Below are 11347 nucleotides of genomic sequence, written 5' to 3' on the forward strand. Positions count from 1 at the left end.
TCCCGAGCGGCGGGGCAGGTTGCTGATCGACGTAGCGCGGGCATGGACGCAGCGGCGCAATGTCGAGCGAGCCCTTGCAGCGCTTGAGGATGCGGAGCAGATCGCTCCTGAGCAGGTCTACCGTCACCGGCTCGTGCACACCATGGTCCGCGATCTTGTCCGGATGGAGCGCGACGTGCCGCCAGCGCTTGAGGACTTCGCACGTCGAGCCGGAGTGGCCTTGGCCGGTCGGTGACGGTGAAGTCCATAGTGGTGAGAACTTTCTCTACAGGATCAAGGCGGCCCCTCCGGGGCCGCTCGGCCCGGTCCCTTGCCCCGGCCAAGCCCTTGCCGGGGCGTGCGGGCTGGCGCCCGGTCCCCGGCAAGTCGGCCGGGGCGGAAGGCCGATGATGAGGTGCCGAAGATCCGAGAGAGCGCGTGTAACCCCACCGGGCCAGACCGCGACTCACCTACATGGTGTACCGCATAGCGTGGACCGAGTACGGCCAGCAGCGCCCGACCAACCGCCCCATGCGCAAGAGCGACATGGAGAAGCCGGGGCCGCCGCATGCGATCACCAACGAGGACTACGAGAAGCACCGCGCGGGCGAAACCGTCAAGACTTTATGCAAGGAGACCGTGCTCGACTCGTATGGTGTCGAATGGGTGATACGGCCGACCGAACGCGGCGACAGGTGCACTCGTTGTGCAGAACTGGTCAACTCCGCAACGGGGAGCTGAAACCAATGTCCTCGCCGGACGGGCAGGTCTCCGAGATGGCCGGCGGGGGAGCACCGGTCGCGTCCGTGAGTGGCCTGTCACCACCTCGTCGACCTCCCGGAGGGCTATCGCACCGTGTCAAGGGGGCGACTCGCAGGGATACGCTCAGCCGTGCGGAGGGCGCCCCCTTGACACGGTGCGATCGGGCGATGCCAGGTCGACGAGATGGCGAAGAGGCCACCCACTTGAAGGGGGAGGACTGCCGAACCGCAGTCGTGTCAACAAAAAACCGGGAGCGGCGCTGTGCCGCTCCCGGGGAAGCCTGGGCGGGATTCGAACCCGCGACCAACCCTTAGTGAGAGAGTTGCTCTATCCGCTGAGCTACCAGGGGATGAGTCCATCGTACCACGGACTCAGGCAGGTGCCGTGGGTGCAAAGCGAGAGGAAGGTCAGGCAGCCGTGCGGAGGGCGCCCCCTTGACACGGTGCGATCGGGCGATGCCAGGTCGACGAGATGACGAAGAGGCCACCCACTTGAAGGGGAGAGGATCTCGGGGCGAGTAGGATCGGATGTGACGAACGCACTGGTAGAGGGTCTGCTATACAGCAGCGAAGTACAGCAACCGCACCGGCCATCATCGGCCACGGGCGACCGCGATAGGCTCTCTGACCTCGACAAAGACCAGCAACGGCCCGCCTGCTGATAGTTCGCATCGAGAAGGTCAGGGGTTCGATTCCCCTCAGCTCCACCCTAGGGGTCTTACTAGAACAAGTGCCTGAATGAAGGCCACGAAGTAGGACCGCGACGCCTGAAGGCGAGCAAGGACCACCCGCGTTGCGGGTGGTCCTTTTGTTTGTGCCCTCCGCGTTGGTTGCTGCGGTCCGATGACCTTGGATGGCGTGGAGCTCGCCGAAGGGCTCACGGAGCTCACCGTCTGTGATCTTGTCGTCCTCGATGTAGAGGGCGTGGAAGATCGCCTGGTTGAGTAGGCGCCGCTGTTGGTCGTTGCAGCGTCGGTACAGCTGGTCGGGCTGTTCGAGGAGGGCAAGGCCGGCGTTGACGAGCTGGGCACTGTCGGTGAGGTCGGCGTTGGCTGTGTCCAGGCGCTCCTCCAGCCGGCGGCGCTCGCGGGCGATGTCGCGCAGCTTCTCCTTGACCTTGGTCCGAGGCAGCGTGCTGTCGGCAGCGAGGTCGATCAAGTTCTCCTCCTTCGTGTCGAGTTCCTTGAGCTGCGCGGTGATCTGCTTGCGCAGCAGGCGTGCGGACTTTTCCTGCTCGCCGAGCACGGCATCGATCTGATCGCGCATGTCAGCGATGAACGGCTGGCTGAAGCGAATCGCGGAGTAGTGGCGCTCAACCGCGTCCTCGACGAGCGTGACATTGACGTGGGGTGCTTGGCACAGCCCCTTCTGCCGGCCGCGGCAGAAGAAGTACAGGTACTCCGCGCCCTTCGAGTTGATGGTCCGTTGAATGATCATCCGCCGCTTGATGCCGTCGCGTTGGCAGCGTCCACAGAAGAGCGATCCCTTGAGGTAGTGGTGGTGGACACGACGGCGTTCTTGTGCCGTCATTCGCGATTCAAGGATCTCCTGAACTGTGTCGAAGATGTCCTCGTCGATGAGCGGTTCGTGCCGCCCTTGGATTTCTTCGCCGTCGTACTCGACGTATCCGAGGTAGTAGCGATCGCGCAGCATTTGCGAAATCTTGTTCTCGGACACCTTCTTGGCTGGGTGTCGCCGGGTGGCCCTGGTGCGTAGGCCGCGGTCGTAGAGCTCGTCAGCCAGCTCTTCTTGCGTGTAGTCGCCGGTGGCGAAGAGCTCGAAACCCAGCTGGACAAAGGGCGCTCGTTCGGGATCGACGATGATCGTGCGGATCACGCGGCCGTCGGAGTGGTCGATGTGGTTGAGGTAGCCGAGCTTCGCGCGGCCGAGCGTGCCGCCGTTGCGGGCCTTCTGGCCCATCTTGTAGGCGATGTCGGCGCCGGACTGGCGGGATTGGTACTCGTTGAATGTGGCCAGGATGCCGTGCATCAGCTGGCCGACCGGGGTGTCGTCGATGGCCTCGGTGGCCGAGACCAGGGTGACGCCGCGCTTTCGCAGGTCCGCCATGACGATCGCGTCGTCGTAGCGGTTCCGCGCCATGCGCGAGAGCTGGTAGATGATGATGACGTCGACGTCGCCCTGGCTCCGCACCCGCGCGAGCATCTGTTGGAATGCTTCGCGTTTGGTCATCTCCGTTCCCGAGCGTCCGGGTTCGACGTACTCGTCGATGACCGTGACGCTCAGTTCCCGCGCCTTGCGCAAGCATGCTTCCCGTTGGGCCGGAATGGAGATGCCTTCCGGGTTGTAGTCGGTCCGGACTTGCCCGGTCGAGGACACGCGCAGGTAGATCACTGCGCGAGTGCCTGGGGCAAGGTCCTCCATCGGCGGCTGGATAGGGATGGTGACGTCCTGCTGCAGTTCATCGATGAAGTCGGCATAAGCGCTGGTCATGACACCTCCTTCTGAGGGCGGCTTGGACGGAGGACCGTGGAGCCGACGGGTAGGTCTTGGCGGCTGGATCGCGCGCTCCCGGCGAGCGGCGAATTCGTGGCCGGGTTGCTGTTTCTCAACGGCTGCGGAACCGCGCGAGCATGCGTCGGAACAGCTGGCGTTTCGGCCGTCGCCAGAGTCGAGCGTTTGGGTCGACGTACTCGTCGATGAGCGAGAAACCCAGTTCCCGCGCCATGCGCAGACATGCCTCACGCTGGGCCGTGACGCTGTGGTCGGTCTCGGCCCGTCCGGGCGAGGCCACGCGTGTGTAGATCACCGCGCGGGTGGTGGACGCAGGGGCATCCGACGGCTGGAGTTCGTTGCCCGAGTTGGCGTAGGCGGTGGTCATGACACCTCGTTATGAGTCGGTCTGGAAGGGGATGTGTTGGTCGGCGCAGTGGGGCCCGGCGGGATTTGCAGTTAGCCGGCGAGCGGCGACTCGTCGGCGGATTGCTGGTCGTGGCGACGCCGGTCGCGACGATCTGCGAGTGCGCCGGTCTGCTCGATCTCCGCGACGGCACTCACCACGCGCACGAGGAAGAGGCCGTGCGCGGTCTCCGTGTCGAGGGCGGGATCAGCGGCCGAGACGACCCGCACACCTCGGGACGTCAGCTCGTCGAGCACGAAGGCGAGGTGCTGCGTCTTGCGGGAGAGGCTGTACAGGTGGCTGACGACGAGCACTTCGATGACTCCGGATCGGGCTGCCGCCAATACCCGTTGCAGCCCAGGACGCTTCAGCGTGCCGCCTGATGCGTAGTCGCTGCTGCGGAGAGCGATGTGCCAACCGGGTTGGGACGCGACGTAGGTCTCCAGGTGGTCGCTTTCGCGGAGCGTGGGCCACCGCTGGTAGAGGCCGACGCGTACCGGCCGTCGAGTCCGTGGGTGTGCGGCCCGACGGCTGCGGGAATCGCAAGTGGCAGGCGGCATTGTGGTGAACCTTCCTTTCGAGTCATTGGCGCGCGGATTCGATCCGCTGGGTTCGTTGCCCATGCGCGAACGCGCGACGTCATGCCGCGTCGCGGCGGTGATCGGGGTGGCTGGCGTCCGAGGTTCCTGGCTCGGCGGGCAGTGTTTGCCCGCTGGCTTCGGCCTGCGCCAGGTCTGCCGCGAGGCTGGCGACCACCCGCGCGAGCTTGCGCATGTCGGGGGGATCGCGGCGAACACCGCGCACCACCACGTTGCGCACGGCTCTGCTCGCGCCAACGCGCCGTCGGGGTTGCCTACTCGGCGCACTGACAGGGCTTCCCTGCTGCTCCTGGTCGGCCGGAGCAGGAACGTCGGCGCAGTTGTTGTCGGCCTGATCGGGGTTGCGAGGTTGAGCGCACATGAGCGCCCCCTTCGTGCCCGTGAAGCCTGCGGCTGGCGGAGGTTCACGGGGCTGCTGGTCGGCGACAGGAACCGTCGACACAGCGGGCACTCCCAGCTGCCGACACCTGCGGTCGCCGATCCGCGCGAAGCGGGTTTCGCGGCGATGCGGGCACGCACCATGACGTGCGTTGAATGAGCTGGGACCGCCAAAGCTGTCACGACCAACGGGCCTCTACTCCCCGCATGCGTCCGTGTGGGGCCGGCGCTCGTGGCCGTGCTGGACTCTTGCCGTTCGGTAGGACTGTGTGCCTTGCCGAACTGGTGCTGGGTCACCTCGTCAGCACGAGATGGGCGGTCGACGCGAGTCCAGAAGAGCGCTACCGGCGCGGACCGCGAACGGCGGCGCGTCGGCATGGCGATGAACGTGATGGGTGCCGAAGCACCTCCTCTCTGTTGAACCGGGGACAGGTGCGCCATTCAACTAAGGTAGCACCTGAGTAAATCTAGTGTAGCCTGTGTATCTCAAGTGCCACCTGTTCATGGGTGTGTGTCTGCTGAACACGCCGAACGTGCGGCGGCCGGCTTCGGTCGCCATCGGGGACACTGAGCGTCGGTTGGCGGCGACAAGCGCTGCGAAACGACGGATACGGGACGGCAGCGGGTGCAGATCGAGTGGCGGCTGCGGAAGGTCATGGCCTCCCGCGACGTCTGGACGGCGACCCAGCTGCGCGATCTCCTCATCCAACGCGCCGGGTTCGAACTGTCCCTCCAGTCGGTTGACGTGCTGATCAAGAAGCAGCCGGTCCAGGTGAAAGTGGCGACCTTGCAGGCGCTGTGCACGACGCTGCGGTGCACGCCCAACGAGCTGTTCGGAATCGACACACCACGCGATGTCTCGCTCGTCGCACCGGACATCACGGAGTCCCGCGGCGAGCAGTGAGCCCGCGGCGGCGAACGCGGCGACGGCCATCACGCGGCCCTCCCCAATACCTGCGGAGACACGCTGTCCGCAAATAGTCCTGCCGAACCCAACGTGGTTCGAATCAGCCGATACCAGCTGAGCGCGAAGCGCAGACAGTCCGCCGGGGACTCCGAAGATGAGGAAGTGGTGTGCGTGCGCGGCTGGCTGGATGTCAGCATGGTGGCCATGACGAAGCGTGCGATGTCCAAGGAGGGCGAGGAAGAGGCCCGACGGCTGGTGGAGTCGGTGCGCGGCGTGCCGGTAACCCCTTGGGACGAAGGTGGTGGTCGCGGCTCCAGGTACGACTTCAACATCGGCAAGGACGGCGCGCTGGAGGTAACCAGCCTGGCTGATGAAGGCGCGGAGGTCGTGTTGAGGCGTGCCAGTCGGGCAACGACATCGAGGCCCTCGTCTCGGTTGACCAGGACCTGGCTGGTGATGGTCGACATGCCGAACAACTTCGGACTGACGGAGCGGAACACCGAGTTCCGCGGGCTGGCTGACCGGATCGAAGACCAACTCGTGGAGATGGAGCGCCGGGGCGAGTCGGAGATGAGTCGTTGGTCTTCTCGTGTCCAGAGCCTCTGCGATGATCCGTCGTGTCCGTTTCACGGCCTGGCGCGGTTGAGGGTGGTCTCGGCCACCGCGTTCGACGTGAAGGGCTTGCGCCCGCCGGAGATCTTCATGTCTCTGGCTCACGGACAGGTGTGCCATGGCCCCAACGATTTGCCGGAAGCGATCGAGCAATGCCTGGCGGACAAGCCGGACAACTGGCGAAAGCTGCAAGTACCCGGCAAGGCTGATCGGCAGGTCTTCTTCTGGGCCCGGCAGAGCCGGTGGAGTGCGCTGCGCGCGTTGCGGATGAACGAGTTGCCCAGCCGTGCCCCGGACGTGGAGAAGTACGGAATCACCGGTGTGTGGGCGGGCATCCTCGGGCGGTGGGACAAGGCACTGTTTTGGTCGGTGACCACCGACTGGGTTCGTGTGCAGATAGATGAGAACGCTGAGTCGGCGTAAGGCGACGGCGAGGGTCCATCGACGGGAGGTCATGCCGCGCTCGGCGGGGAATCGGCCGAGTCCTCCGCCCTGGGCGGACCTTCGGCGGGGCCGGGCTGGGCACGGTGGAAGGTGCGCTCGTCGACCAGTGGCTCGTGCACCTTCGGCGCCGAGGTGACCCATTGCTCGATGGGCGCTGGACGGCCGGCGATCGTGCGGGCCCAGACCTGGCGCCCGGTGTACTTGGCGTTGGTGACAATGCGCCGGACGGCCTTGGCGGTCCAGCGCCCGTTGGGCACAGGGGCGGGGTACTGGTGGGGGTCGCTGTTGAGTCGTGCGGCGATGACGGCGAACGTCAGGCCGTGGTCGGCGCGCCAGATGAAGATCTGCTTGACGACTGCGGCGGTCTGCCAGTCCGGGACGAGGACCGCGCGTAGTTTGCTGTGTCCGCTGGGGTCGGTGACCCGGATGCGCAGGGCGCGGTAGCCGTAGGGCGGTGGCCCGATCTGGTAGCCGGCGCGGACGAGTTCGACCATCGCCTGACGGGCGCGGCGGGTGGTCTCGGCGTGGTGCGCGGCGAGTGCGGCCCACTGGATGCGGTTGCCGCGGGCATCGACCAATACGTGGTCATCGGACTGGTCATCCGCTCGTGCTTCGGGGTCGACGGCGGTTGCACCCGACTGACTTGTCCACAGGTTTGTCCACAGGCGGGCCCACCATGGTGGCCGGGTCTCGGCCACCGGTGTGCCGGTGCACTGGTGGTGTGCGGCGGCGCGAAGCGCGGTGCGCTTGCGTCGGAATTCGGGGTGCCAGCCGCACTCGCGGCAGTACAGGCGGGTGGTCATGCTGCTCGCCTCCAGCCGGGGTACTCGGCGCCGTTGACGGCGGGCCGGATGACCTCGTCCTCGGTCGGCCACGGGATGCCGGCTGCCGCGGCGGCGGCGAGTTCGGCGTCGTGGGCGAGTTGGAAGACGAGCACCTCGTGGTGCGCGGTGAGCGCGGTCGGCGCACCGGCGGCGCGGGCTCGGGCGGCGGCGCGGCGCTCGGCCAGTGAGGCGCGGGTGACCAGTCGGTTGCCGCGCAGTCCGGCGGTCAGTGCGATGCACCGCTCGACCGGCGCCAGCCCGGCCGAGGTCGCGGCGGCGATGAGCGGGGTGGTCAGGTCGACCAGCGCGTCGTCCGGGTGCCGGAGAGGTCGCGCGGTGACGGCGACGTGTCCGCCGGAACGCAGCAGCGGCTCGCAGTAGAGCAGTGTCGTGGCGAGGTCGGCGAGGGCGGACTCGACCGGGTCGTGGTCCGGACCGTTCGCGCGGTCCGGTGCGGTGCGCAGGGTGGTCAGGACGAGTCCGACTCGCCCGATCAACCCGGCGGCCCGGACGGTCGCGAGCACCTTCGGTCGGGCGTCGAGGACCGAGCCGTCGCGCCACGCGCCCGCGGTCTTGGTGGCGGTGACGTTGGCGCGAGCGAGCGTCCACCACCGGGCGCGGGAGGTGAGTCCGAGCGCGTGACGGCCGGCGCGCAGTGCCTCAACGAGGACGGTGCCGGCGCCGCAGTCCGGGTCGAGAACGAGGTCGCCGGGACGGGTGTAGGTGGCGATCGCGTGGGCGGCGACGGCGGGCGGAATCCGGTCGGTGTCGGTCTCGGTGCCGGACACACAGCTGGCGTCGCGCAGCTGCGCGAGCGGGTCGCGCTGGCCGGTCGGCCAGACCGACAGCGGCGGCATCGGCGGCTCCTCCCCCGGCGGCAGGGGGAGCGGCCAAGGCGACGTGGGGCGGTCAGTCATCGGAGGTCTCCTCCCCGTCGGCGGCGTCGGTCAGGGCCGGCTGGCGGGTGAACACCAAGAGGTCGTCATGCACCTGGGTGTGCCGAGCGGGCGTCGCGAGCGGGCGCGCTGGCCCCTGCGGTCGGGGGTGCGGGACCGGGGTCGCGACCGCGAGGGCGCCGTCGCGGACGGGGACGCGCAGCAGGGCGATGCGATCGAGGTAGTGCAGTCCGGCGTGCTGCGCGGCGCGCACCAACGAGCCGGCGGGGTCGGTGAGCCGATCACGGGAACGGTCACCGTGAGTGATGACGGCGAGGGTGCCGGTCGGGGTGAGCAGACCGGCCCAGTCGGCCGGACGGAACCAGTCGAGGGTGCGCGGGTCGGCCGCGGTGATGACGAGGTCGTAGCGGTCCGGACCCGCGCCGGTCGCGGTCGAGTCCGGTCCGGGACGGCGGTGTGTCGACGGCCCGGCGGGCTGGTCAGTGGTCGGACTGTCGGTGCGCCGTCGGGGTCCGGACTCGGACTCGACCGACGCGTCAGCGGAGTGTTTGTCTACCGGGTCGGGGTGCGCGACGGCGGTCTGGGTTTGGACGCCGCGGCCGAGTCGGACCACCGTCCAGCCCGCTTCGTGTAGTCCGGCGTACGGGCCGGGCCGGGACTGGTTGCGGCCCCCGGTTGGCGACCACGACGAGGGTGGGGCGAGGTAGGGCGCGGGGTCGAGCAGGAGCACCCGCTGGCCGGGCTGGGTGTAGGTGGTGACGATCTTGATGACCGCGGTCAGCAGCCAGTTGGCGAGCAGTCCGGTGCCCTCGCGGAGGTCGTCTTGCGCGCACGGCCAGACGGTGCTCGACCGAGCGGGACGCGGGTGGCGCAGGTTGAGGCGCAGGGCGCGCAGGCGCGGTGTTCGCCGCCTCTGCGAGAGCGGGATCGGGACGGCCGGGGGGTCGGTCGGGCCGTGCTCCTGGGAGCCGTCTCCCGGTGAGTCGTGGCCGTGTGTCGGGGTCATCGCGGGTCTCCTCCGACGGATGGGTGCCGTGCGTTCTGACGCCCCTTAACTCCGTATTTCGACCCCGTTTTGGACACGCCCCGCCAAATTTCCTTGCGCCGTGCCGACTCGGGTCAAATCGCGACTCGACGCGATTCGAACAGTTCTGTCAAAGCCGTGACTAAGGAACCGCTTGTTCGGTCATCCCGCGCCGCCGCAAGCCGCTTCCTGGACCGGTCAAAGCCAGATTTTTCAAGATTTTTTCGGCGCTGCGGTGTGGATCTTGCCGTGGGTCCGCATCGGAGTCGGCCGTGACTACTAGCGCTGTACTAGCGAACGACTATAGCCGCAGGTCAGCAGCTACTAGTCTCGATCAACACTCGTAGGTCGCGAGGCACTCTTTTTGATCTTGGTTCAACGCGTTCGCGGGGCGAAATAGTAGTTCGCTAGTAGCCTCGATGCGGTTCGCTAGTTGGCGCCTAGTAATGGCGTGGTATTTCCGTGGTATCGGTCGTGGCTTCCTGACGTCGTTGTTGTTCGCATCGACGCCGTGGGAGTCACGACATGGCAGCACAATCCGTTTTTCGTCGCCGTGGCGACGAGGCTGTCCCGAACTCATTGGATATCGCGCGGGACACGTTTACCTGGCTGGTGACCGGGCCGCATCCGGTGTCGCTGAACGGCCGGCTCTTCCCCGGCCTGCCCGACCGGTACATCCCGCTGGACGAGGTCCGCGACCGGCTGTTGGCGCGCCGCTGCCCGCAGGCGACGCGGGACGCGGTGTGGGCGCATCTGGTGCTGCGCTCCCGTACTGAAGGAGCGACCTGGACGGTCGCCGCGGTCGGGGTCGCACTGCCCGCGCTGACCTCGGTCGCGGCCACCTTGTCCGATCGGTTCGCCGGCGATCCGGCCGATGTTCACGCCGAGGTGTTGCGCGGCTTCCTGACCGCGTTGTCGACCATCGATCTGCGTCCACCGCGGATCATGCTGCGACTGCGGTGGGCCGCCTACCGGTCCGGCTACGACGCGCTCGCCGAGGCGCTGGCGGGTCCGACTCCGGTCGCGCCGGGCTTCCGATCCACCCCGCCGCACACGCCGTGGGGACACCCGGATCTGGTCCTCGCTCGCGCGGTCGCGGACGGAGTCCTGACCCAGACCGAGGCCGAACTCATCGGGGCGACCCGGTTGGAAGAGGTGCCCGTCGCGGACTGGGCCGCGGCGCACCAGACCGGCGAGTGGGCGGTCTACAAGACGCGCAAACGCGCCGAGCTCCGGCTCGCCGCGTACCTGCGCGACGGTGCCGCCGAGACCGATCCGACCGACCCGCTGACCGACCAGGTAGCCACCGCGGTGGCCTTGGCGCGCCCGGTCTCACCGGTCCGAGACTTGCTGCGGTCGTCACTGTCCGTGTCGGTCGCTGAGGTCGAGTCGGGGCAGAAAGTTCAGGGACGCGTGTCCAAAACGGACGCGAAATCCGGAGTTCAGGGCTGCGGGACACACCCGCGCTCAGCCCGACCTTCGGAGGTGCCCCAATGCGCCTGATCGATCGATTCTTCCCCGCCGCGAGCGGACCGCGCAGCGCCCGCCTCGACGGCAATCCGCAGCCGCCAGCCGAGGCCCCAGCGTCGAGCACGCCGGACGAGGTCACCGGCAGCGAGCCGACCAATGCTCCGATCATTACGCCGGAGGACTGGACCCCGGTCCGCCCCCGCCGCTGGTCGCACGTGGTGCTGATCGTCGAGCTGGCGATCCTCGCGATGTTGGCGTCGGCGTCGGCGGCGCACGCCGACACGATGGTCGTCGCCCTCGCGGACTCGGTGACCACGGTCCTGAACAACGTCCGCAACTGGATCATGGGCATCTTGGCCGGTCTGGCCACGGTGTTCCTGTCCATCGGCGGTGTCCGGTACGTGATGGGCGGCGGCGACCCCGGCGAGGTCGAGAAGGCCAAGACCGCGTTCAAGTCCGCCGGGTGGGGCTACGGCCTGGCGGCGCTCGCGCCCCTGGTCGTGGAGATCCTCAAAGGGATCGTGGGGGCCTGACCGATGGCCGTCAGCACCCCGCCCACGGTTCGCCCGTACCGCCGGTCCGGCGGCCCGGTCGCG

The 11347-nt window shown here is 67.9% G+C and carries 12 protein-coding genes, 1 tRNA gene and 1 pseudogene; 6 read left to right on the plus strand and 8 right to left on the minus strand.

The annotated features are described in order from the left end of the window. A pseudogene (locus ACWEVP_RS34535) lies at window positions 1–235 on the plus strand (hypothetical protein); the annotation flags it as partial. Between the two features lie 275 nt (window positions 236–510). Further along, on the plus strand, window positions 511–720 hold the full coding sequence (locus ACWEVP_RS34540) for a hypothetical protein (RefSeq protein ID WP_452066777.1): 210 nt from the start codon (window positions 511–513) through the stop codon (window positions 718–720). Between the two features lie 297 nt (window positions 721–1017). On the opposite strand, the gene ACWEVP_RS34545 is transcribed toward ACWEVP_RS34540, so the two are convergent. The 5 genes from ACWEVP_RS34545 to ACWEVP_RS34565 all read right to left on the minus strand — a co-directional run bounded on the left by ACWEVP_RS34545 (window position 1018) and on the right by ACWEVP_RS34565 (window position 4416). Further along, a tRNA-Val gene (locus ACWEVP_RS34545) sits at window positions 1018–1088 on the minus strand. Window positions 1089–1148: 60 nt separating this feature from the next. Then, entirely contained in the window at window positions 1149–3191 is a 2043-nt protein-coding gene (locus ACWEVP_RS34550) for a recombinase family protein (protein ID WP_452066778.1), read from the minus strand. Between the two features lie 115 nt (window positions 3192–3306). Continuing rightward, window positions 3307–3579: a hypothetical protein gene (locus ACWEVP_RS34555; RefSeq protein WP_452066779.1), complete on the minus strand. Its 273-nt coding sequence runs from the start codon at window positions 3577–3579 to the stop codon at window positions 3307–3309. A gap of 71 nt (window positions 3580–3650) precedes the next feature. Then, window positions 3651–4220, minus strand: a complete 570-nt coding sequence (locus ACWEVP_RS34560; protein WP_452066780.1) for a recombinase family protein — start codon at window positions 4218–4220, stop codon at window positions 3651–3653. Between the two features lie 16 nt (window positions 4221–4236). Next, window positions 4237–4416, minus strand: coding sequence for a hypothetical protein (locus ACWEVP_RS34565; protein ID WP_452066781.1), 180 nt, complete (start codon window positions 4414–4416; stop codon window positions 4237–4239). 783 nt (window positions 4417–5199) lie between these two features. Here ACWEVP_RS34565 and ACWEVP_RS34570 point away from each other — a divergent pair. Further along, a complete protein-coding gene (locus ACWEVP_RS34570; RefSeq protein WP_452066782.1) occupies window positions 5200–5478 on the plus strand; it encodes a helix-turn-helix domain-containing protein in 279 nt (92 codons plus the stop codon). A gap of 174 nt (window positions 5479–5652) precedes the next feature. Next, entirely contained in the window at window positions 5653–6516 is an 864-nt protein-coding gene (locus ACWEVP_RS34575) for a hypothetical protein (protein ID WP_452066783.1), read from the plus strand. A gap of 29 nt (window positions 6517–6545) precedes the next feature. Here the strand turns inward: ACWEVP_RS34575 and ACWEVP_RS34580 are convergent, their stop codons facing one another. From ACWEVP_RS34580 to ACWEVP_RS34590, 3 genes are read right to left on the minus strand one after another with little or no spacing between them, the layout of a single operon-like run. Then, complete coding sequence (locus tag ACWEVP_RS34580; protein WP_452066784.1) at window positions 6546–7340, minus strand: recombinase family protein; 795 nt, start codon at window positions 7338–7340, stop codon at window positions 6546–6548. After that, a complete protein-coding gene (locus ACWEVP_RS34585; RefSeq protein WP_452066785.1) occupies window positions 7337–8278 on the minus strand; it encodes a DNA methyltransferase in 942 nt (313 codons plus the stop codon). The genes ACWEVP_RS34580 and ACWEVP_RS34585 overlap by 4 nt, the downstream gene beginning before the upstream one ends. Further along, window positions 8271–9263 (minus strand): hypothetical protein, encoded by a 993-nt coding sequence (locus ACWEVP_RS34590; RefSeq protein WP_452066786.1) that lies wholly within the window; start codon window positions 9261–9263, stop codon window positions 8271–8273. Before ACWEVP_RS34590 ends, ACWEVP_RS34585 begins: the two co-directional genes overlap by 8 nt. A gap of 630 nt (window positions 9264–9893) precedes the next feature. Between ACWEVP_RS34590 and ACWEVP_RS34595 the strand changes: the two genes are divergently transcribed. Together ACWEVP_RS34595 and ACWEVP_RS34600 are read left to right on the plus strand one after the other, a co-directional pair. Continuing rightward, entirely contained in the window at window positions 9894–10784 is an 891-nt protein-coding gene (locus ACWEVP_RS34595) for a hypothetical protein (RefSeq protein ID WP_452066787.1), read from the plus strand. Window positions 10785–10999: 215 nt separating this feature from the next. Further along, on the plus strand, window positions 11000–11284 hold the full coding sequence (locus ACWEVP_RS34600) for a pilin (protein ID WP_452066991.1): 285 nt from the start codon (window positions 11000–11002) through the stop codon (window positions 11282–11284). Window positions 11285–11347 lie beyond the last annotated feature (63 nt).

The sequence above is a fragment of the Amycolatopsis sp. NPDC003865 genome (assembly GCF_053605345.1).